22 protein-coding genes and 1 pseudogene are annotated in these 22154 nt (G+C 63.2%); 14 read left to right on the forward strand and 9 right to left on the reverse strand.

Going from position 1 to position 22154, the window contains the following annotated elements; all coding sequences use genetic code 11:
• Positions 1 to 157 precede the first annotated feature (157 nt).
• Positions 158 to 955, reverse strand: a complete 798-nt coding sequence (locus tag OXT71_10200; protein ID MDE2926757.1) for a hypothetical protein — start codon at positions 953 to 955, stop codon at positions 158 to 160.
• A 189-nt stretch (positions 956 to 1144) separates the two neighbouring features.
• On the opposite strand from OXT71_10200, the gene OXT71_10205 reads away from it, so the two are divergent.
• The 5 genes from OXT71_10205 to OXT71_10225 are packed head-to-tail and all read left to right on the forward strand — an operon-like array spanning position 1145 to position 6752.
• Complete coding sequence (locus OXT71_10205) at positions 1145 to 1960, forward strand: ABC transporter permease (GenBank protein ID MDE2926758.1); 816 nt, start codon at positions 1145 to 1147, stop codon at positions 1958 to 1960.
• A complete protein-coding gene (locus OXT71_10210; GenBank protein MDE2926759.1) occupies positions 1950 to 3251 on the forward strand; it encodes an ABC transporter ATP-binding protein in 1302 nt (433 codons plus the stop codon). Before OXT71_10205 ends, OXT71_10210 begins: the two co-directional genes overlap by 11 nt.
• Before the next feature lie 9 nt (positions 3252 to 3260).
• On the forward strand, positions 3261 to 4139 hold the full coding sequence (locus tag OXT71_10215; protein MDE2926760.1) for a glycosyltransferase family 2 protein: 879 nt from the start codon (positions 3261 to 3263) through the stop codon (positions 4137 to 4139).
• Positions 4140 to 4147: 8 nt separating this feature from the next.
• A complete protein-coding gene (locus tag OXT71_10220; GenBank protein MDE2926761.1) occupies positions 4148 to 5164 on the forward strand; it encodes a glycosyltransferase family 2 protein in 1017 nt (338 codons plus the stop codon).
• 49 nt (positions 5165 to 5213) lie between these two features.
• Positions 5214 to 6752 carry a serine hydrolase gene (locus tag OXT71_10225; protein ID MDE2926762.1) on the forward strand — a complete coding sequence of 513 codons (1539 nt, stop codon included), beginning with the start codon at positions 5214 to 5216 and terminating at the stop codon, positions 6750 to 6752.
• Positions 6753 to 6825: 73 nt separating this feature from the next.
• Here the strand turns inward: OXT71_10225 and OXT71_10230 are convergent, their stop codons facing one another.
• The 3 genes from OXT71_10230 to mtnA form a co-directional block, all read right to left on the reverse strand.
• Positions 6826 to 7095, reverse strand: coding sequence for a hypothetical protein (locus OXT71_10230; protein ID MDE2926763.1), 270 nt, complete (start codon positions 7093 to 7095; stop codon positions 6826 to 6828).
• Positions 7096 to 7235: 140 nt separating this feature from the next.
• Entirely contained in the window at positions 7236 to 8276 is a 1041-nt protein-coding gene (gene tsaD / locus OXT71_10235) for a tRNA (adenosine(37)-N6)-threonylcarbamoyltransferase complex transferase subunit TsaD (protein ID MDE2926764.1), read from the reverse strand.
• Positions 8257 to 9306, reverse strand: a complete 1050-nt coding sequence (gene mtnA / locus OXT71_10240; GenBank protein ID MDE2926765.1) for an S-methyl-5-thioribose-1-phosphate isomerase — start codon at positions 9304 to 9306, stop codon at positions 8257 to 8259. Before mtnA ends, tsaD begins: the two co-directional genes overlap by 20 nt.
• A gap of 176 nt (positions 9307 to 9482) precedes the next feature.
• On the opposite strand from mtnA, the gene OXT71_10245 reads away from it, so the two are divergent.
• The 9 genes from OXT71_10245 to OXT71_10285 all read left to right on the forward strand — a co-directional run bounded on the left by OXT71_10245 (position 9483) and on the right by OXT71_10285 (position 19814).
• Positions 9483 to 11591 carry a S9 family peptidase gene (locus tag OXT71_10245; GenBank protein MDE2926766.1) on the forward strand — a complete coding sequence of 703 codons (2109 nt, stop codon included), beginning with the start codon at positions 9483 to 9485 and terminating at the stop codon, positions 11589 to 11591.
• Between the two features lie 48 nt (positions 11592 to 11639).
• Positions 11640 to 12596, forward strand: a complete 957-nt coding sequence (locus OXT71_10250; GenBank protein MDE2926767.1) for a D-2-hydroxyacid dehydrogenase — start codon at positions 11640 to 11642, stop codon at positions 12594 to 12596.
• A 13-nt stretch (positions 12597 to 12609) separates the two neighbouring features.
• Positions 12610 to 13851, forward strand: a complete 1242-nt coding sequence (locus OXT71_10255) for an aconitase X catalytic domain-containing protein (protein MDE2926768.1) — start codon at positions 12610 to 12612, stop codon at positions 13849 to 13851.
• Positions 13848 to 14270, forward strand: coding sequence for a DUF126 domain-containing protein (locus OXT71_10260; GenBank protein MDE2926769.1), 423 nt, complete (start codon positions 13848 to 13850; stop codon positions 14268 to 14270). The genes OXT71_10255 and OXT71_10260 overlap by 4 nt, the downstream gene beginning before the upstream one ends.
• A gap of 29 nt (positions 14271 to 14299) precedes the next feature.
• Positions 14300 to 15559, forward strand: coding sequence for a family 10 glycosylhydrolase (locus tag OXT71_10265; GenBank protein MDE2926770.1), 1260 nt, complete (start codon positions 14300 to 14302; stop codon positions 15557 to 15559).
• Positions 15560 to 15652: 93 nt separating this feature from the next.
• Positions 15653 to 16804: an FtsX-like permease family protein gene (locus tag OXT71_10270; protein MDE2926771.1), complete on the forward strand. Its 1152-nt coding sequence runs from the start codon at positions 15653 to 15655 to the stop codon at positions 16802 to 16804.
• Positions 16805 to 17968 (forward strand): ABC transporter permease, encoded by a 1164-nt coding sequence (locus OXT71_10275; GenBank protein ID MDE2926772.1) that lies wholly within the window; start codon positions 16805 to 16807, stop codon positions 17966 to 17968.
• Positions 17968 to 19125: an efflux RND transporter periplasmic adaptor subunit gene (locus OXT71_10280; GenBank protein ID MDE2926773.1), complete on the forward strand. Its 1158-nt coding sequence runs from the start codon at positions 17968 to 17970 to the stop codon at positions 19123 to 19125. The genes OXT71_10275 and OXT71_10280 overlap by 1 nt, the downstream gene beginning before the upstream one ends.
• Entirely contained in the window at positions 19122 to 19814 is a 693-nt protein-coding gene (locus tag OXT71_10285) for an ABC transporter ATP-binding protein (protein MDE2926774.1), read from the forward strand. The genes OXT71_10280 and OXT71_10285 overlap by 4 nt, the downstream gene beginning before the upstream one ends.
• An 81-nt stretch (positions 19815 to 19895) precedes the next feature.
• On the opposite strand, the gene OXT71_10290 is transcribed toward OXT71_10285, so the two are convergent.
• From OXT71_10290 to OXT71_10310, 5 genes and pseudogenes are all read right to left on the reverse strand, one after another.
• Positions 19896 to 20045 carry a hypothetical protein gene (locus tag OXT71_10290; GenBank protein MDE2926775.1) on the reverse strand — a complete coding sequence of 50 codons (150 nt, stop codon included), beginning with the start codon at positions 20043 to 20045 and terminating at the stop codon, positions 19896 to 19898.
• A 3-nt stretch (positions 20046 to 20048) separates the two neighbouring features.
• Positions 20049 to 20885 (reverse strand): hypothetical protein, encoded by an 837-nt coding sequence (locus OXT71_10295; GenBank protein MDE2926776.1) that lies wholly within the window; start codon positions 20883 to 20885, stop codon positions 20049 to 20051.
• Between the two features lie 159 nt (positions 20886 to 21044).
• On the reverse strand, positions 21045 to 21326 hold the full coding sequence (locus OXT71_10300; GenBank protein MDE2926777.1) for a type II toxin-antitoxin system RelE/ParE family toxin: 282 nt from the start codon (positions 21324 to 21326) through the stop codon (positions 21045 to 21047).
• Positions 21310 to 21528, reverse strand: a complete 219-nt coding sequence (locus OXT71_10305) for a DUF6290 family protein (GenBank protein MDE2926778.1) — start codon at positions 21526 to 21528, stop codon at positions 21310 to 21312. The genes OXT71_10300 and OXT71_10305 overlap by 17 nt, the downstream gene beginning before the upstream one ends.
• A gap of 498 nt (positions 21529 to 22026) precedes the next feature.
• Positions 22027 to 22154 (reverse strand): annotated as a pseudogene (locus tag OXT71_10310) (IS3 family transposase).

Consider the following 22154-nt stretch of genomic DNA (forward strand, 5'->3'; position numbering starts at 1 on the left):
CGGTGTGTCTCCAACCCGGCTCCGGGATCGGGCCAATGCCTGGAAGCGCTGAACCGAGGCGTGCTCCGGCGTCCGACTCGGAGCAATGCGGATTATTCCTCCGGACCGGCCGGGCAGGCCGAGCCGAAGCAGCGCGAGAACTCCTGATCGCCGGAAGTCAGCTCAGCAATCGCCGCATCCAGGCGGCCGCCGATTCTTCCTGCAGGGGAGTCACCGAGGCGGAGATCCCGTCCTTGACCTGTTCCGGGGTCGTGTAGCCCCAGGTGGCGTGGTAGCAGCCGACGCCCAGCTCCGATGCCGATTGCAGGTGGGAAACCTGGTCGTCGACGAAGTGGATGCGGGAGTAGGGCGCGCCCGTCAGCTCATGCAGATGGGCCAGGTGCCCGTTCTTGCCCCGGGCGCGGCGGACCCGGTCATATCCGTAGACGTGGTCGGTGGCGAGATCGATCTTCTGATACTGGAGGATCTTGGCGGCCGCATCGCTGGGCTTGGAGGTGGTGACATAGATCCGGCCGAAGTGTCTCCGGCACGATCTGAGCCCTTCCTCCACCCCGGCGTAGAGGGGATTCATCTCCATCCATGCCGCCTCGTCCCTTTGGCGCAGCGTTCTCCGGTGCTCCTGAAACACCTCCTCCAGGGCCCGGGGATCGGAGACTCCCATGGAGGCGCACAGATCCGGCAGCAGTTCCCGGGCACGGCGGTCGAAATCCTGTTGGCGGGAGACCGAGTCCTGACCCAGGATGAGATTCAGGATGACGATGTAGTCCTTTCCGTCACGGACGAAGGGGCGCATGCGGAAGAAGGGTCCCCGCACGCTCGGGGAGATCTCCTCCAGGTTCGAGGCAGGAGGAAATCCCGCCACCGGTCCGTAGCACGAATAGGAGGTGAAGAGGCATTCCCGGGCGCTGTCACAAATCACGCCGTCGAAATCGAGGGCCAGGATGTTCTCCGTCACGTCCTGTCTCCGCTGAACAATGATTCCGGATCGGCCCGTCCGGCCCGCAATCGCCGCCGATGATATCAGAGGCCTTCCGCTTTCGAGCGCCGCCGATCCCGGAGAGTCATGGGACTATCGCCACGGACTGCTAACATACGGTCCGAAAGGAAACCCGGAAACACCAGTCCCGGTGAGGTGATTTCCCGCGTGAAGGTCACGGTGCCGTTCCAGATCCTGTCCAGCTTCCTCACCCAGCTCGTGGTGCGCCGGCACCTGATCTGGACCTTCGTGAGGCGCGACCTGAGGAGCCGTTACGTGGGCTCGGTCATGGGGCTTTGCTGGTCGTTGCTTCATCCGCTGGTGCTGTTGGTGGCCTATACCTTTGTCTTTCAGGTCATCTTCCAGGTTCGTCCCGAACTGGGAAGGACCGACAGCTTCGCCGTTTTCCTTTTCTGCGGACTCCTGCCCTGGCTCTATTTCCAGGACACGCTGCAGCGCTCCTGCACCTCGGTCGTGGAACAGAGGAACCTCGTCCAGAAGACCCTCTTTCCGTCGGAGGTCCTGCCCCTGACTCTGGCCGCCTCAAACCTGGTGACCCACCTGTTTGGCCTGGCGGTGCTTCTGTCGGTGCTCCTCTATCTCGGCCTGTTGACCTGGACCGTCTGGTTGTTGCCGGCATGGTTCTTCTGGCTGATGCTGCTGGCGCTGGGCCTGGGCTGGCTGTTGGCGGCCCTGCAGGTCTTCCTGAGGGACACGGCGCAGGTCCTTACGGTGTTGCTGGTCTTCTGGTTCTGGTTCTCTCCCATCTTCTACCAGGTGGAGAGGGTGCCGCCCCGGTTCCAGTTCTGGCTGCGGCTCAATCCGTTGACCCACGTCGTGGAGGGGTACCGCCTGTTGCTTCTGGAGGGCCGGATCCCGGCGGCCGAGTCGTGGCTGGCGCTGGCCGGCGTTTCGCTGGCGATATTCTTCCTGGGTGGCCTCGCCTTCAGGGGGATGAAGCGGGAGTTCGCCGATGCCCTCTGAGCCGCCGCCGGTGGTGAGCCTGAGGCAGGTCTCCAAGAAATACCGGATCTACCGGCGTCCGAGCCACAAGTTCCTGGAGCTGTTTCTGGGGAAAAGGAGGCGCCTGCACCGGGAATTTTGGGCCTTGAGGGAGATCGACCTGGAAGTGGCGCCCGGGACGACGCTGGGCATCGTGGGGCGGAACGGATCGGGCAAGAGCACCCTGCTTCAACTGGTGGCCGGAATCCATCGGCAGACCACGGGTGATTTGGGGGTCCGAGGGACCGTCTCGGCCCTGCTGGAGCTGGGTTCCGGGTTCAATCCCGAGTTCACGGGACGGGAAAACATGCTCATGGCCGGCGCCGTCATGGGGTTCACCAAGCGGCAGATGGAGGAACGCCAGGACGACATTCTTGAATTTGCCCGGATCGGCGAATTCGTGGACCAGCCGGTCAAGGTCTATTCCACCGGCATGTTCATGCGGCTGGCCTTCTCCGTGGCCGTCCACGTGGACCCGGACATCCTGCTGGTGGATGAGGCCCTGGCGGTGGGCGACCTCATTTTTCAGCATCGCTGCATCCAGCGGATCCGTCATCTGCGCCGTCTGGGCAAGACCATTCTCTTCGTCAGCCACGATCTGCAGGCGGTCACCCAGTTCTGCGACCGGGCGATCCTGCTGGAGCGGGGGAGAATGTTGGAGGACGGCTCGCCGGAACGGGTGGTCCAGCGCTATCAGGCCCTGGTCGCGGCAAGGCAAGCGGGGCGGGAGGGGGAGAGGCTCCAATGGAGCGGGGCCGGAAGAGACGACCGCCTCCGGATCGTCCGCACCGTGCCTAACGTCCACAACCGCTACGGTGACGGAGGCGCCCGCATCATGGGCGTGCTGCTCCACTCTCCTGACGGACGGGTCCTGAATCAGGCGCAGATCGGAGAGGAGGTCCATCTGCTGATCTCGGCCCGGATGCTGAAGGATCTGGAGAATCCCATCGTCGGCTTCACGGTCCGGGACCGCATGGGGGTCGAGATCACCTCGTCCAACACTTCGTACGCCGGATTGGACCTGCCGCCGGCGCAAACGGGAGACGTGCTGACGGTAAGCTTCCGGTTCCGGATCCCCGAGTTGCGGCCGGGCAGCTATTCCATTTCCATTGCCGTCGCCCGGGGGAACATCTGGGAACACACCGTCGAGGATTGGATCGACAATGCGTACATTCTGGATCTGACCAGTCCCGGCCTGGTCTACGGGATGATGCGGTGGGAGGTCACGCCCCGTTTCCGCCGCTTCCGGGATGGCGACAGCCCGCAGGGCTGATGAGTTCCCATGGACTCCGCATCGGGCCTGAGCGCCGTCATCGTCAACTGGAACAGCGGTTCCTGCCTGGCCCGTCTGCTGGAGTCGATGGAACCGCTGGGGAAGAAATGGGCCCGGGTCGTGGTCGTCGACAACGGGTCGCAGGACGGAAGCGCACGGCCGGCGCTGGGAAGGGACGGGGTCGAACTGGTGGAAGCCGGAGCAAATCTGGGCTTCGCCGGCGCGGCCAACCGGGGAATCGCCCGGGTCGCCACCCCCTGGGTCCTGCTTCTGAATCCGGACATCACCCTTCGTGCCGGAACGGTGGAAACCCTCTGTCACGAGGCCGACGAGAGGCCGCGTTGCGGGATCGCCACCGGGACTCTTCTCTCCGCGTCCGGCAGAACTCCCCAGATTCGCCCTCTTCCGGGACCGTGGACCCTGCTTCGGGACGCCGTATTCCTGGACGAGCTGCTGGCGGCGGCCGGCTTGGACCGCAGGAGAGATCCTGAAGCGGACGAAGTGGCGGTCGATGAATCCTCCTTGCGAGCCTTGGAAGTGGAACAGCCCGCGGCCGCTTTCTGGATGCTGAGGCGCCGGGCGTGGGAGGCCATCGGCGGTTTCGACCGACGGTTCCATCCGGCCTGGTTCGAGGATGTGGATTTCTGCCGCCGGATTCTGGCCGCAGGCTGGGAGATCCTCCATTTTCCGGGTCTGCAGGTCGGGACCCATCTGGGCGGGTCTTCGCTGGACCGGCTGGGATACGCTGCTTTCGTGGAAATCTACTACCGCAACATGCTCCGGTACCTGGCCAAGCACCACAAGTTGGCCTATCCGCTCGTGGGGCCCCTGATTCTCCTGGGTGCCCTGGCACGGCGCAGCATGATCGGCCGGTGGCGTCGGAGGTGACTTCTGAAATGGGCAGACTTCCCGTCCTGGTCAGCATCGTCACCTACGACAGCGAGGCGCACCTGGACTCCTGCCTGCGCTCCGTGCGGGAGCAGGACGTGCCCGTACGGATCCGCGTCTACGACAACGCCTCCCGAGACGAGAGCTGCCGGGTGGCTCTGAGCCATGGGGCGCGGCTGCACCGCTCCAACAGGAACCGGGGATTCAGCTACGGCCACAATTTCCACCTTCGCCAGGGCGGGTTCGATCACGTCCTGATCCTGAATCCCGACGTCATTCTCTCCAAGGGGTACCTGAAGACTCTGATGGAATCCATGACCGGCGTGAAGGGGGTGGGAATGGCGGGGGGGAAGTTTTTTCGTATGGACGCGGAAGGCCGGACCGTTCGTGAGAATGGATACCCGGTGCTGGACACCACCGGCATCTATTTCACTCCGACTCAGCGGCACTTCGACCGGGGCAGCCAGCAACCGGACCGGGGCCAGTACGACCGCCGCCAACTCGTGTTCGGAATCAGCGGCGCCGCCCTCCTGTGCACCCGCGAAATGCTGGAGGACATCCGCTACGGGGACGAATACCTGGATGAGGACTTCTTCGCCTACCGGGAGGACGCGGACCTGGCCTGGAGGGCTCAACTCCGGGGATGGCGGGCTCTCTACGAACCGGCTGCCCAGGGATTGCACCTGCGGCGGGTGCTCCCCTCACGCCGCGCACGCCTCGCCACACACATCAACTACCACTCGCTCAAGAACCGGTACCTGATGCGGATCAAGAACCTGGACCCGGCGGTGCGGCGCAGGTGTTTCCCCTACATGTGGATTCGGGATCTGGGGATCGTTGGGTACGTCCTGCTGCGGGAATGGTCTTCGCTGGGAGCCTACCGGCAAGTGTGGAGGCTCAGGAACCGATTCCGCCGGAAACAGGAGTGGGTCCGGGCTTCCCGCCGGGCGCCGGCGGGTTCCATGGCCCGCTGGTTCTCGTTTCGTCCCACCGCCCGGGAGTTGCGATTCTCCGATGACCTGTGACTCGCCATCAGCGGGACTTCTGCGCCGGGACCGTAGTAGACTTCGCCGCATGCCTGAGCAGTATCCCTATTCTGCGTGTCGTTCCCTGGTCTCTCTGAATCCGATCCTTTTGGTGCTGGCAGTCGGCCTGATTATTGGCGCCTCCTGCACCGGCGCCGGCGGGGACCCCGGGGCCAAACCCATTCCGGAAGCCAAGGACCAGGATATCGGCAGCCTGGGCGTGGCGGGTTACGCCAAGCTGCTCTGCTCGTCGGTCTTCGTCTCGGAAATGGAAGACGGCGTGGCCATCGAACACAGCCGGAGAGTCACGCGGGCGCTGGTGCGCCTCCCGGCCGAGGACATGGCCCAGGTCACCGAGTCCATCGACCACGAAAACCGCCTGGTTCGGGCCACGTTGCGCGGGACCCTCACGCGGACGGCCAAGCTCTACGGCGATCAGGGTTGCATCATCCATCCCGAGGACCACGACGGCATCTATTTCGATCCGGTTCCCGTTCGAACCTCTCTTCCCGATGGGGAAACCCTGCCCTGGCCCATGGGCGACCTCCTGCCGGACGAACCGCTGCCCCCCGAAGTGGACGAGGAGAAGCTGAAGGCGGCGGTGGAGGTGGCCTTCGAGCCGCCGTCCCGAACCGCCGGGCTGGTGGTGGTCTACAAGGGCCGGCTCGTGGCCGAACGCTACGCCGAAGGCATCGCCCAGGACACGCTGATGGAGAGCTGGTCGCAGGGCAAAAGCCTGACCGGGACGCTCATCGGGCGCCTTGAGCAGGAGGGCCTGTTGAAACTGGAGGACCCGGCTCCCGTCCCCGAGTGGCAGGGTCCCGGAGACGAACGGTCCAAGATCACCATTGCCGACCTGATGCGGATGTCCAGCGGACTCGAGTTCACGCTCTACGAGAGGTTGGTGAAGAGTCCGGAAGGCCGCTCGGAGGTGGGTCCCCAATACCCGGATCACTACTACCCTTATGTGGGCGCCATCGACGTTTTTCGCTACGTGACGAGCCGCCCCCTCCAGTTTCCGCCCAACACGGTGGGCCGCTACCGCAACTGCGATCCCCTGACCCTGGGCTACATCGTCAAGCGGACCGTCCAGGAACAGGGCCAGGAGTACCTGACCTACCCCCAGCGGGAGCTCTTCGACAAGATCGGGATCCGGCGCATGGTCCTGGATACCGACCCCCACGGCAATTTCGTGCTGTCCGGCTACGAGCACGGAACGCCGCGGGACTGGGCCCGGATCGGCCTTCTCTACCTGCAGCGCGGCATGTGGCAGGGTGAGCGGCTCCTCTCCGAGGAGTTCGTCGACTTCGTGCGAACCCCGGCCCCGGCCTGGAAGAACGAGGAGAACCGGGGCGAGGGCGTGGCCCGGTACGGCGGCATGTGGTGGGTCAACACCAAGGGAAACTGGGCGGCGCCCGAGGATGCCTACTACGCGGCCGGGGCCGGCGGACAGAGCACTGTGGTGATTCCGTCCCGCGATCTGGTGCTGGCCCGGCTCACCGACTATGACGACTCCCTGGAGGCCCACAGCAAGTCCGCGGTAAACCGGGCGCTGGAGGGCATCCTGGCCGCTATCGGCACCGAATAGAACTGGTCCCGCCCATCGCCGGCCGGCAAGATCGGGCGCGCCGGACTTCCGGAGGAACGCCGCTTCGCGCCCGTCAGGCGTTCGAATCCCGCATCAAAGCCTCCACGGTCCGTTCCAGGCAGGCGATCCGGTGCTTCAGATCGGCGTGGGACAGCCGCAGCATGGCCTTGACCTGGGAGAGTTCCACCGTCATTTCCTGACGAATTCCCCCGAGGCCCTTTTCCAGGTTCATCTCTCCTTCGGCCACGAGCTGGATCTCATCCCGTAAGGATTCGCCCACCACGTCGAAATGGCGCCGGGTTTCGGTCAGCTGCTCAACGAAGTTTCGGTAGTCCTGGTTCATAGCCTTTTCCGGTCACGCGGCCTCGTCCGCGCCGATGGGGAGGCGAGGCCGATGATTTCCCGTGAGGAGGAATGCATCAGTCAATCAAACGACAACGGGAGCGAAAACATGAAAAAGCTTGTCCGGCTGAGAACCGGGGGTCAGAGGGGCAGGTTGGGTTCGGCGGTCAGGTCCCACGAGTCCCTCTCTCCCGCGGCGAGGCGGCGGTGTCCGGTGGCGGCGATCATGGCCGCGTTGTCGGTGGAGAGAAGGAGGGAAGGAAAGTAGACGGGAGCGCGGTCCCGGAAATGGTCTGCCGCCCGGCGGCGGAGTTCGCTGTTGGCGGAGACGCCGCCCGAGATCTGGATGGAACGCACGTCGTGCCGTTTCCAGGCTTTCTCGAGCCGGTCCAGAAGTTGGTCCACGACGCACTTCTGGTAGCTGGCCACCAGGTCCAACATCGCTTTCGGCACCGTTTTCGGAGATTTCGCAAATTCGGGCTCGACCGGTTGGATCCCTTCCAGCCGGCAATGGCGAAGGGCCGCTGTCTTGATTCCGCTGAAGCTGAAGTCCAGCTCGGCGCCCTTGGTCCTGGGAAGCGAGAACCGCACCGCTTTCGGGTTGCCCAGCGGCGCCAGCCGATCGATGACGGGACCCCCGGGATATCCCAGGCCCAGCGCCTTGGAGAGCTTGTCCAGGGCTTCGCCGGCGGCATCGTCGCGGGTCCGGGAGAGTTCCCGGCAGGAACGTTCATCGTCCAGACAAAAAAGGCTCGTGTGCCCACCCGACACCACCAGGGCCAGGGCCGGCAACTCCGCCCCCGGATGTTCCAAGGGGACCGATCGAATGTGCCCTTCCAGGTGGTTGACTCCCACCATGGGGATCTCCAGCGCGAAGGCCAGAGCCTTGGCGTAGGCCATTCCCACCAGTAGCGCCCCCACCAGTCCCGGGCCCCGGGTCACCGCGATGCCATCCACGCGATCCCAGTCCGACTCGCCGTTCCAGGCCCGTTCCAGGCAGAGATCGACGACATGGTTGATGTTGGACGCGTGTTCCCGGCTGGCCAGCTCCGGAACCACGCCGCCGTAGACCGAGTGGACGTCCACCTGGGAGGCCACCACGTTGGAGAGGATCCGCCGTCCGTCTTCGACCAGCGCCGCCGCGGTCTCGTCGCAACTGGTCTCAATTCCCAGAACGTTCACTGGCGATCCGGTAGAGGCCGGCCAACGACTCGACGTAGGGCGTCCGGGCGACGCCCTCCTCGGTGATGATGCCGGCGACCAGGCGGTTGGGGGTGATGTCGAAGGCGGGATTGGCCACTTGGACGGTCTCGGGAGCCAGGTCCTGCCCGGCCATTTGGGTGATCTCGGCGATGTCCCGCTGCTCGATGGGAATCTGGGCGCCTGTGGGCGTTCCCAGGTCGATGGTAGAAAGGGGAGCCGCCACGTAGAAGGGGATCCCGTGCTCCTTGGCCAGCACGGCAACGCCGTAGGTGCCGATCTTGTTGGCGATATCGCCGTTGGCGGCAATCCGGTCGGCCCCCACCACCACGGCCTGGATTCGTCCCGACTGCATGAAGTAACCCGCCATGTTGTCGGTGATGAGGGTGCAGGGAATGTTCTCCCGAACCATTTCCCAGGAGGTGAGGCGGGCGCCCTGGAGAAAAGGCCGGGTCTCGTCGGCGAAGACCTGGATGCCCTTTCCCGCCTCGACCGCCGCCCGGATGACCCCCAGCGCCGTTCCGTATCCGGCCGTGGCCAGGGCGCCGGCATTGCAGTGGGTCAGGACCGTCGAACCCTGTGAAAGCAGCCGTTGGCCGTGCCGGCCGATGCGCCGGTTGATCTCGATGTCCTCACCGTGCATTTCCTGCGCTTCCCGCACCAGGGCGTCCTGAACCTCGGCCAGGGAGCCGCAGTGGGCCCGGAACACCCGGTCCATCCGTTCGATGGCCCAGAAGAGGTTCCTGGCGGTGGGCCGGGTCACCCGGATGGTCTCGCAGATCTTCTGCCATTCCGATTCCAGGTCCTCGCCGGAGGTCAGGTTCTTCACCCCCAACGCCAAGCCCATGGCGGTGGCCACGCCGATGGCCGGAGCGCCCCGGATCACCATGCTCCGGATGGCTTCGGCCACTCCTTCGACGGTGGTGTACGTGTTGTAGATCTCTTGGGTCGGCAGCAGGCGCTGGTCGATCATGACCACGCCCTCGTCGGTCCACTCGATTGTGCGAATCATGGGCACAAGTTACACGAAGCCCTGGAAGCCGGCAACGGAATGGATGGGAGCGGAGGTTCCGTCACCGCCGATTCGTGGAACATCGAGGAATGCGGGGCACGGGCGATTGGAAATCGCCTTCCTTGTCTTTTCTCTTTCCTCATACGGCCTTGTGGAGTCCGAAGTCGAAGCGCAGAATGATAGCGGTTCACGAAACGGCGCCGAATGGCGCGGGCCTGGGTGCGGATATGGTCATTTTTCGGTCGCTTCTTCTGATCGCCGGTCTCTGCGTCTTGCTGGTTTCGTTCCTTCCCGTGCGGCTCCTGGCCGGCGAACTCGAGCGATTCGAGCCGAAGGACGTGTTCGAACTGGAATGGGCTTCCGATCCCCGCTTCGCCCCCGACGGCGGACGCGTGATCTACATGCGCAACTCCATGGACGTGATGACCGACCGGCGCCGGAGCAGCGTCTGGACCGTCGATCTGGATGGAAGCCGGCATCGTCCGCTCTTGTCCGGAGAAGCCCGGTACTCCTCCCCCCGGCTCTCATCCGACGGGAGGCGGCTGCTTTACGTCTCCGACGCCGAGGGAAGCCCCCAGCTCTACGTCATGTGGATGGACACGCGGCAGACCGCCCGGCTGACTCAGCTCGCGCGGGCGCCTTCGAACCCGGCCTGGTCCCCGGATGGCAAATGGATCGCCTTTACCCGGTTCGTCCCCCGGAATCGGCAGCCCATGGTGCAGTTGCCGTCCCCGCCCGAAGGCGCCCAATGGGCTCCCCGGCCCCGGGAGATCCGGAGCGTCCGGTATCGCCGGGACGGTCAGGGATTGCTGGAGGAGGGCAATGTCCAGCTCTTTCTCCTGGACGACGACGGGGGCACGCCCCGGCAACTGACGCGTGGAGAATACGACTCGGGTCCGCCGGTATGGTTGCCCGAGAGCACGGGGGTCCTGATCAGTTCCAATCGCTCTCCCGGTTGGGAGTACGAGCCCCGGGAGTCGGAGATCCATGAGGTGTCCCTGACGGGTGAGATCAGGACCCTGACCGACAGAAAGGGGCCCGACTCGGACCCCGCCCTTTCTCCGGACGGCAAGACCATCGCCTATACGGGGTATGACGACCGGGGGTTGAGCTATGCCAACAGGGTCCTTTACGTCATGGATCGGAACGGAGAAAACACGCGCCCGTTGACCCAGGGTCTGGACCGGTCCGTCTCCAGTCCCCAGTGGCATCCGGACGGTGACGAAATCTACGTCCTTTACGGCGATGAGGGCTCGACTCGAGTGGCTCGGGTCGGCCTCGACGGCGAGATCCATCCCGTGGTGACCGACGCCGGCGGCCTCTCCCTGGGCCGGCCGTACGGGGCGGGGGCCTATCGGGCCGGAAGGAACGGAGTCGTCTACACGTCCACGTCGACCCGGAGTCCTCCCGATGTCGGCTTCGCCCCAGCCTCGGGTGAAGCTCGCCGCCTGACCCGTCTGAACGAGGACTTGCTGACCCACAAGGCGCTGGGCCCGGTGGAGCCGGTCACCTACGCTTCGCCGGTGGACGGCCGTCCCATCGACGGCTGGATCATCAAACCTCCCGATTTCGACCCGTCCCGGGAATATCCCCTGATCCTGGAAATCCACGGAGGTCCCTACGCCTACTACGGCCCCTACTTCAGCGTCGAGCTTCAGTTGATGGCGTCGGCCGGCTACGTGGTGCTCTACACGAATCCCCGGGGCAGCACCGGCTACGGGGCGGAGTTCGCCAACCTCATCCACCAGAATTATCCGAGCCAGGACTACGACGATCTGATGGCGGGTGTGGACTACGTGCTGGGGCGCGGCTACGTGGACCCGGAAAACCTGTTTGTCACCGGAGGTTCGGGGGGAGGCGTCCTGACGGCCTGGATTGTGGGCAAGACGGACCGGTTCCGGGCGGCGGTCGCCTCGAAGCCGGTCATCAATTGGATCAGCATGGGCGGCACCAGCGACATCTACGTCGCCTTCAGCAAGTACTGGATGCCGGGCCCGGTCTGGGAGGAGTACGAAACCTATTGGAAGTATTCGCCTCTCTCGCTGGTGGGGAACGTCACGACGCCGACCATGCTCCTCACCGGGGAGTCGGACCTGAGGACGCCCATCTCCGAGACGGAGCAGTACTATCAGGCCCTCAAGTTGCGCAAGGTGGACACGGCCATGGTGCGGATTCCCGAGGCCGCCCACGGCATCGCCCAGCGTCCCAGCCACCTGGTGGCCAAGGTCAGCTATATCCTGGCCTGGTTCGAGAAATACCGTGTCAAGGCCGGAGCGGACCGGTGAGGAAACCGCCCGTGAGGACCAACCTCACGCGAAGGAGCAATTGAGATCATGAAAGTCGTCATCACCCACCGGATCGGACCAGGATTCATTGAGGAACTCCGGGAAATCTTCCCGGAGGTGGAATTTCGAACCGCCTATACGCCGGAGGAGCAGCTTCGGGAGGTTCCCGACGCCGAGGTCCAGTTCGGTCTGATCACGGAGGAAGTCCTTGAGGCCGCCCGCAAGCTCCGCTGGTTTCATTTCGTGGGGATCGGCTTTGATCACATTCTCACTCGCGCCCCGGGACTCGTCGAGAGCGACGTGGTCATGACCAACGCCCGGGAAACCCACGTCATCGCCATGGCGGACCATGCCCTGGCCATGATCCTGGCTTTCGCCCACCGGGTCCCCGATCTGCTGGAAGACCAGCGGGCCCGCAACTGGGACACCATCAAGTACTTCGGCGCCATGACCGAACTGGCCGGCACCACCCTGGGGATCCTGGCCATGGGGGACATCGGAAAGGGCGTGGCCCAACGGGCCGCCGGATTCGACATGGAGGTCTACGGCGTGGACGTCGTGCCGATGGAGCCTCCGCCCGGCGTGCGGGAGGTGTGGGGCGTGGAACGCCTGGACGAGATGCTGGCCATCAGCGACTGGTTCGTGGTGACGGCGCCGCTGGTGGAATCCACGCGCGGTCTGATCGACGCCGGCCGCCTGGCCCATCTGAAGCGGGGCGCCCACCTGATCGTGGTTTCGCGCGGGGGAATCGTGGACGAGGACGCCCTGGCCGAGGCGATTCGGTCGGGACGCCTGGGGGGCGCCGCGTTGGACGCCACCGACCCCGAGCCGCCGGTCCCGGAAAGTCCGCTCTGGGATCTGCCCAACGTGATCATCTCGCCCCACGTCTCGGCCGACTCGCCCCAGATGTGGCAGCGCCGCCGCGAGATCTTCATAGAGAACCTGAGGCGCTACCTGGCAGGAAAACCGCTCAAATTCGTCTGCGACAAGGCGAGGGGATATTGACGGGCGGAGCCGCATGAAGTTGACGGAGGAGCAGGAGGCTGTCCTGGGCGGTGAGCGCGGAGACCTTCTGGCCCGTTATCTCGAGTGGTCGATCCTCTGGGGAGAGGCGCTGGGCGCCACTCGGCTCGTGCCCGTCACCAACGTCCATTGCATCCTGCGGACGCCCTGCCTCAAGGGGATTTCGGAGCGGACGCTGGACACCTACCTGGATGAGTTCCGTGAGCTGTGCCGCCACCGGGTCAAGTGCGTCACGCTGACCCACGCCAACTGCACCGACCTGGCTGCCCTGCGGGAAAAGGGACTGACGGAGAAGGAGCTGAACTTTCAGCAGGAACTGCACGCCTTGGCGGCCGGCGCCGGGGTCAAGGCCACCTGGTCCTGTGCGCCGTACCAGGTGGGGGCGGTCCCCGCGTTCGGAGAGATCTGCGCCTGGACCGAGTCTTCGGCCGTGGTCTACTCCAACTCCATGATGGGAGCCCGGACCAACCGCAACGGCATGGAGAGCTCTCTGGCGGCGGCGTTCCTGGGCTGGGTCCCCGAGTTCGGCGCCCTCCTGGACCGGAATCGCAAGGCGGCGGTGAGAGTCGAGCTTCGGGTGAAGATGAATTCGGTCAGCGACTGGGGCGCGCTGGGCTACCATGTGGGGGAAAAAGCCGGCTCCGGGATTCCGGTTTTCGAGGGGATCGAGGAGATCGCGCCCGCCGAGGCCAAACAGCTCTCAGCGTCGCTGCCGTATGCCGGCCGGGGCACCACCATGTTCCATATCGCCGGCCTGACTCCCGAAGCTCCGACCGCGGAAGAGGCATTGGATCCGGACCAGCCCATAGAATCGCTGACCTTCGACCGGGACGACCTCCGGACCACGTATCGGAAGATGAACCGGATGGAGAAAGGGGAACCCATCGACACGGTGGCTCTGGGTTGCCCCTTCAGTTCCCTGGACGAGCTCCGTGAGATCTCCCAGGTGCTGGCCCGCCGGCAGGTGGCTCCGGGCGTGAAGCTCATCGTCTGCACCTCCCGGCACACGCTGGTCGACGCCCGGCGCCGGGGCTATGCAGGAGTGATCGAGGAGGCCGGAGGGCACATCCTCTCGGACATCTGTCCCGGCGCCCTGGGGCATGCGCGTCCGCGCAACTACGTCTCCAACTCCTTCAAGCAGGCGTTCTACGGGCGCAGCGCCCTGGCCTCCCGCACCGGGGTCCTGCCCCTGGAAGGCTGCGTCGCGGCGGCCGTCAGCGGGAGGTGGGCCGGTTGACGCAAGAAAGGGTCATTCGAGGAAGAAAGATCGTGCCCGGCAAGGCTTCGGGAAGGGCCATGGTCAGTGAGACCCCCCTCTGCTTCCGTTCGGAGTTCGATCCCGCCAGCGGGAAGGTGATCGACAGCCAGCATCCACTCTACGATCGGAACCTGTCGGGCCGGGTGCTGGTCATGCCGTCGGGAACCGGATCGTCGGGAAATACCATGCATGTCCGCGTCGCCGGGCTGGAGGGAACGGCGCCGGCCGCCCTCGTCAACCTGGAAGCGGACCCGCCCTCGATACTGGGTTGCGTCATCGCCCGGATCCCGGTGATTCGGGTCGAAGCGGCGGACCTGAATTCGATCCGCGACGGGGATTGGGTGGAGGTCGACTCCGACCGCGGGTCTGTCCGCATCTTCGAGAATCGGCGCCTTTAAAAAAAGACGAATCAGGGAGGAAACGAGTCATGCGAACTTGGACGACGCTTCTGGTGGGGATCAGTCTTCTCGGGTCTGCCGCCGGGCAGGAAAAGGAGAAATTTCTCGCCATCAGTTGGGGAGACGTGATTCACGGAATGGAAGGCGTGCTCCAGTTGGACACTCCCGAAAAGGTTCTGGAGGCAACTCGAAACTGGAAGCGGAACGGGGTGGACAAGGTCATGTTCCGGGTCGACGACTTCCGGGTGGTTCTGTATCACCACGTCACCGTGGACGGAAAGAACGAGTATCTGCGGGAATGGATCAAGATCACCCGGCGGGCCTGGAAGGAGGGGCTCGTCAAGACCGCCGTGGATGCGCTGAAGGCGGCGGAGATCGAGGTCTACATGTGGATCGCGCCCACCGACGAGGGGCGTCCTCCCGACGTGAACGTGTTCGACATGGGGCCCACCGGAAGGGCCTTCTGGCCGTGGCACTCCAAGTTCACCAAGGCAAACCCTCAGTTTCTGGTCCACGACCGGAGCCTGACCACCAACGGACGCCAGTACCAGTGGCACGTCATGGAGTACGCCTACCCCGAGGTGCGCGACTACATGATCAACAAGATCATCCGCACCTTTTCGGACGGGTTCGATTTCGACGGAGTCTTCCTGAGCATCCGGTCCCACGGCCTCCCGCCGGACCACGCGGACCAGTACGGATTCAACCAGCCCATCGTCCAGGAGTACAAGCGCCGCTACGGGCGGGACATCATGCGCGAAGACTTCGACGTGGAGAAGTGGCGCGAGCTCCGGGGAGAGTATTTCACCCTCTTTCTCCGGGAATTGAAGGCCCACCTGAAGACGAAGGGGCAGAAGCTCTCCATCGGCGTCCAGCAGGGGGAGTACATCGGTCCTCCTTTTGGAAACATGAGGCTTCAATGGCGAAAGTGGATCGAGGAGGGAATCATCGACGATCTGGTCCTGGGCCACATCACCCGGGTCCGATCGCGCTATCCGGAACGGATCCAGCGCACCTGGGGATACCTGCAGAACCAGGAGACGGGTCTCGGCCTGCCCCCGCTGGTGCAGGCCATTCGCAGGGACTACGGCCCTCTCTGCCAGAAATACGGGGTCAAGCTGTACGTGGAGCCGGGGAACTTTCTCCGGTTCCATGAGCACCCGGCGGTGGGACGGGCCGGCCCGACGACCGAGGCCACGAAACGGCTGCGGAAGCAGTTGGAACTCCTGCCCCAGGTGACGGGTCTGTCGGCCAGTTACAGGGAAGTGACGAGATCTTCGAAGCCCTGAACGCCGGCCGCCAACTCAAGATAAAATTAGATTAGGCATATCCTCAGCGCCCGGGTGAGAAATTCGGGCCAGACTGGAATGCCGGGTGCGGACATGAAATTCTTCAGACTTCTCGCCACGAATCTGTTCCGGAACAAGCTCAGGACCCTGCTGACGGCCAGCAGCATCGGGGCATCGGTTTTCCTGGTGGCCACCTTGATGACGGTGCTCGACGAGCTGACCAGTCCGCCCGAGACCCCGGACTCCGCCTTGCGGCTCGTGGTCCGGCACAAGATCTCCCTTTTCAATACCTTGCCCACCTCCTACCGGGATAAGATCGCCGCCCTCGACGGAGTGGAAGCCGTGATCGGATCGATGTGGTTCGGCGGCCTCTACAACCATCAGGGGACCGAAATCGGATTGGCGCAGTTTGCCTCCGATACGGACCGGTTGTTTCAGATCTATCCCGACATGGCCGTTCCCGAAGAGCAGAAACAAGCGTTTCTGCAGGATCGTTCCGGAGCGTTGGTGGGGAGTACCCTGGCGGAGCGTTTCGGCTGGCAGGTGGGGCAGACGATCCATACCGGCAGCAACCTCTTCCCGACCGAGTTGGAATTGACGATCCGCGCCATCTACCAGGGGGGCGGCGACGAGGGGGGCAGCATCTATTTCCATTGGGACTACTTCAACGAACTCATGAACGACAACGGCGTCACCGGAACCTTCTCGATCCGGGCCTCGTCGCCGGAGGTGATGTCCGCCATCGCCGAGGAGGTGGACGAACTCTTCAAGAATTCCATGGCTCCCACCAAGACGGAAACCGAGAAAGCTTTCATCATGGGGTTCGTCTCCATGCTGGGAAACGTGCAGTTTCTCATCAGCAGCATCTGTCTGGCGGTGATCTTCGCCGTCAGCCTGGTCGCCGCGAACACCATGGCCATGTCCATCCGCGAACGGGTCCGGGAGATCGGGATTCTCAAGACCCTGGGATTCCGGAAGGCCCAGGTTCTGGGATTGTTGCTGAGCGAGTCGCTGCTGCTTGCAATCAGCGGGGCGGGGTTCGGCGCCCTGGGCGCCCGCGTGATTTTCCAGTCGGTGCCGATGCAGGCCATCAGCAACGGGTTCATCCAGAATTTCGATGTCCGGTTCTCCACCATCGGGGTCTGCGTCCTGATTGGCGCGTTGATCGGATTGATTGCCGCCGGCCTGCCGGCGTGGCAGGCGGCCCGGCGGCCGACGCTCGAAGCCTTGCAGAGTGTGGGCTAGATGAAGATCCCCATCCGGTACAACTTGAGGAGTCTCTGGGTGCGGCGGGTCGGGACTCTGATGACGGCCTTGGGAATCGGGCTCACGGTCGCCATTCTGGTGGCCATGATGGCTCTCATCGACGGCCTCGACTCGACCTTCGTCAACACCGGATACCCCAATGACCTGGTGGTCATTCGGCAGGGCTCCCAAAACGAGACCAACAGCTATCTCGACCGGGACATCTTCCCGAGGGTCCGATTTCTGCCTGAAGTGGCCCGCGACCAAAACGACGAGCCCTGGGCCTCGGGCGAACTCATCGTCGTCATCAATCATGAGCGGATCGCCGGAGAAAACGAAACCTCGAACATTGTCATTCGCGGCGCCGGCAACCGGAGCTTCGAAATGCGGCCGGAGGTCCGAATCGTCGAGGGACGGCGCTTTGCGAAGGGCGTGCGGGAACTGATCGTGAGCCGGTCATTGTCGCGCCGCTTCAAGCAGATGAAGCTGGGCGACACGTTGCCCATCGCCCAGAATGAGTGGAGTGTCGTGGGAATTTTCGACGCCGGCGGCACGGCCTACGATTCGGAAATCTGGGGAGACTACGACGAGATCGCATTGGCTTGGTCCCGGCCCATCTACACCTCATTCCTGGTTCGCGCCAAGAACGGAGAGGCTCGAGCCGCTCTGGCGAAACGGATCGAAGAGGATCGAAACATCGAGCTGCAAGCCATTCCCCAGACCGAATACTACGAGGGACAGACGATCTCCTCCGTGGGACTCAAGGCCTTGGGAATCTTTATCGCTGTGGTCATGGGAATCGGTTCCTGCTTTGCCGCCATGAACATGATGTACGGCACCGTCATGGCCCGATTCAAGGAGATCGGGACCCTGCGGGCGCTGGGATTCCGCAGGCGGAGCATCCTGGCCTCGTTTCTGGCGGAATCCGTTCTGCTGGCGTTGCTGGGTGGAGTCGCCGGTTGTCTCATGGCGTTGCCGGTCCACGGCATTTCCACGGGGACCACCAACTTCGCCAGTTTCAGCGAAGTCCTGTTCCATTTTCGAATCACCCCGGAAATCCTTTTCAAGGCGATTCTCTTCGTCAGCCTGGTGGGGATTGCCGGCGGCCTGCTGCCGGCCGCACGAGCCGCCCGGGTGAGATTGATCGACGTGATGCGAGACTGATGGAAAAAGATTTGAAGGCGTTGCGGATCGACCGCAACCGGAAGCGTGCCAGGCCGCCCCGAAACTTGTGGCTGATGGGACTGATGGCTTTCGTTCTGGGCGCTGTCCTGTCCGGGCTGGTTTTCCTGAACCTGTCGTTGCAGACGCCGGATGCCGCGGTGGCGGACGTGCAGGCGGATCGGGCGAACGCCGTTCCTGCCGTCCCCGGGGCCGATGGGGCGCCGGAACGGAACAGGACGTTGCTCATCGCCTCGGGCTACATCGTCCCTCGCCACCGGATCGAAGTCAGTTCCAGGATCATGGGGAAGGTCGCATGGGTCGGTGTCGACAAATCGGATCGAGTCGAAAAAGGCCAGTTGCTGGTCCGGTTGGAGGATGCCGAGTTCCGGGCCCAACTCCAGCAGGCGCAAGCGGGTCACGACTCGGCACGGGCCCGCCTCACCGAATTGGAAACCGGTTCACGGCCTGAAGAGATCCAGCGAGCGGAGGCGGAGCTGGAACGAAGCCGCGCCGACTTGGAAAATGCCGAACTCGAACATCGACGATTGAGTCAACTCATCGAAAGTGGCGTCATCGCACAACAACTGGTGGACGATGCCCGGTCTCGCCGTGACATGGCCAAGGCCACCGTCGCCGTGGCCGAGAAGAACCATCTGCTCCTGGAGATCGGTCCGCGAACCGAGCAGATCCAGGCTGCGCGCGCCGAGCTCGAACGAAGCCAGGCGGACATCTCATATTGGCAGACCCAATTGAAGGAAACGGAGATCCGGGCGCCCGTCAACGGCACGATCCTGGAGCGGGTCGTCGAAGTCGGCGAAATGGTCTCGGCTTATTTTATGGGGGGAGCCGTCCTGGTGGCGTTGGCGGATCTGAATGATCTGCAAGTGGAGATGGATATCAGCCAGTCGGACTTTCACAACATCTCGCCGGAGAACGGATGCAAGATGTCTCCTATCGCCTATCCGGCCCGGGAATACGAATGTGAGTTGGACGAGATCGCGCCCGAGGCCAACCGGCAGCGGGCCACGATCGAGGTGAAGGTCCAGATTCTGAAACCGGATCAGTACCTTCGGCCGGAAATGGATGTTCAGGTCACTTTCTTTCGCAGGCACCCGGACTCCGGAGCCGAAGCGGCCACCCCGGGGGAAACCGGATGACAAACGTTTTGATCGAAATGCGCCATCTGACCCGCGTGTTCCAGCGCGATACCGTCCAGGTCGTAGCGCTGCAGGACATCAATCTGGACATCCGCGAGAAGGACTTCATCAGCTTGATGGGACCCTCCGGTTCGGGAAAGAGCACCCTGCTCAACCTGATTGCCGGCATCGACCGGCCGACCGGCGGCGAGCTCCGGGTCCTGGGAGAAGACCTGACCGCGCTCAACGAAGACGAGCTGGCCGGCTGGCGCAACGAACACGTGGGATTCGTGTTTCAGCACTTCAACCTGATCCCTGTCCTGACCGCCTTCGAAAACGTGGAGCTTCCCTTGCTGCTGACCGCGCTTTCCCGGAAGGAAAGGCGGGAGCATGTGGAAACGGCCCTGCGTCTGGTGAACCTTTCAGACCGAATACACCACTATCCGCGCCAGCTCAGCGGGGGAGAGGAGCAACGGGTAGCCATCGCCCGGGCAATCGTCACCGATCCCACCTTCATCCTGGCCGACGAACCGACGGGCGACCTGGACGCCGAGTCGGCCGGGGACATCCTCAAGGTTCTGGAGGCATTGAACCGGGACTTCGGCAAGACCATCGTCATGGTCACCCACGATCCCCGCGCCGCGGCCTACGCCGGCATCAATCATCACTTGGAAAAAGGGTCCCTGTTGGAGAAGGCCCAGGCCGAGTGATCCGTTCGGAGGGGGGACATTCCTGTCCCCCCCTCTTCTTCAACGTTTCACTCGAAATCCCAAAACAGCCGCATCGCGACTTCAGGTCAACTTGCGGAGGAACATGGCAACGCGTTCCAGCTTGCCGACCTCCTCCGGGTCCAGGCCGTCAGGCGCGAAATGCATTACCTCGTTTCGCAACTCCCGGATCTGGCCCAAGTTGTGTATGAAGGTGGCGCGATCGACTTGCAATCCCTACCTGTCCCATCGATCCGGGTTCTCAATCAGGCGGCAATAGGCGCCGAAGTTGAGATCCCACGAGCCTTCGATCGGTCTGTTTGGATCATCGGACTCCTTCCTCATCTCTTCGAGAGTGAATTTGCTCACGAGATTCCGCAGATGGAGTTCGATTTCGCCAATGGTCAGGAACGGTTGGGCAAGCTGCGCGAACTGTATGGCGAAATCACTTGCCGTTACTATTCCTGAGATTGTCCGGTCGATGTCTCGAACGAGAACGTATCCATGTTCCCAGATGTCCTTGATCGCATTGAACAAGGGAGCGTTGATGCCTATTTCCCGAGGGGATTCCATCCAGTCGCGGACCTCGTCGCTCTCGCATCCGAGCGTGTAGGCTGTTCCGATCGACCGCCAACTGACCACGCCCTTCACGTCGCGTTCGTTTGTCATCACCGGCAGCTGTGAGAAATCCTCGATCAACATGAGTGTCGTCGCTTTGGCGAGCGGGTTGTTCGGCTGCACGCTCGTTAGTTTGCAGCGGGACGTCGGAAGTACGCGGATACGCACGGTCGGATCGGCCGGCTCGTTCCGGACACCCGTCGCCTCCATGTCCAGTTCGATCGCGATATCGCCGTCGATGTGCTCTCGCTCGAAATCGGGGACCGTGCGGAGATCGAGTTCCGCAAATTTGGTCCTGATCCGCCTGATGAGCCTGTCGCTTCGGCGCGAATAGTTGAACCAACCCAGAAGCTCACGGACCGTCGTGAATTCCGCAACCGGCATGGCCCCACTATCCCGTTCAGATTTCATCCTGTCTGCGATTTTTTTGAGTTTCTCGTGGGCTTGATCAGGCATGGCAATATTTCTCAAATGCCGTCGAAGCGGCTCGGACCCTCAATTTAGCAGTCCGAGTGAGCCGTTTGGAGGGGGGACATTCCTGTCCCCCGTTCTTCCTTCACCTTCATGGGGGCGCCTGCGGCGAGAAACCCGTCGCTCCCTAGCTGCTCCTGTTCTTCAGTGGATTTGCGAACGGTATGCGCCTCGACGATGGGCGATCCGGACGACAAGAATTCGAATGCGTTCATCGTTGATTTCGGCAATTATCCGGTAGTCTCCAACGCGGTACCGCCAAAGTTTGCGATACCTGGTTCCCCGCATGGCACGCCCAAGTTGACGAGGATTTCGCATCCTGGCCAATCGGACCTCCAGGTAATCCCGAAGCCACTGTTGAGTCTGCCGACTCTGTTTTCGAATGGATTTCTGAACACTCTCAGCATACTCAACCTTCCAGGTCACGCCACATCTCTTCGGAAGTTACGACTTTCTCGTCTCCATTGCGAACCCGTTCCAACACCTGTTCCGCCAGATGCAGGTCCTCCATTTCCTCGATCTTCTCGAGGATGGCTTCACGGGCGTAGGCGCTTTTGGTTTGGCCTGCCTCCTTTGCGAGTCGCTCAAGCCGAGCGTCAATCTCCTCGGGGATTCGGATTGAAAGCATGACAATCTCCATACTGACAAGATTACATATTCGGATGGAAAGCCTCCAAGTCCAACAAACGATCCGCGTGGAGAAACCGTGATCGAGGGCACCGATGCCGAGGCTCTCTGGACAGATGCCATGCCCAGACAACCGGTGACAAAGCCATCCGATATTGGGCTCTCACCCGCCGGAAACTTCGAACCCGGCAGGCTGCCGGGAGTGATGGTCGGTGACCTGCTGGTAGGCTTGCCCCAGAGCCAGGATCCGGGACTCGTCGAAGAGGCGCCCGGTGAGGGAGATGCTGGTGGGACGGCCTTCGGGATCGAAACCGTTGGGAAGCGCGAGGCAGGGGAGTCCCGTCAGGTTGGTGAGTCTCACGTTATAGCTGAAACTGGGAGCCAGGTAGGCGTCGATTCCAGACATGACCTGGGCCATGTCCTCCATCAACAATGAGCGTAGCCGATTGGCCTGGATATACTCCACGGCCGGCACGAACCGGGCCTGACGGAACACGCACAGGGCGTTGTCGTAAGCGTCCCCTACCGAGCACATCGACGGCCGCACTCCCGCCTCCCGGCATCTTTTCCCAAAGGCAGCCGAGGTGTACTGCGTTCCCTGGTCCGAGTGGTGGATCACCTGCTTGG

The organism is Acidobacteriota bacterium (assembly GCA_028874215.1).
GTDB lineage: Bacteria > Acidobacteriota > UBA6911 > RPQK01 > JAJDTT01 > JAJDTT01.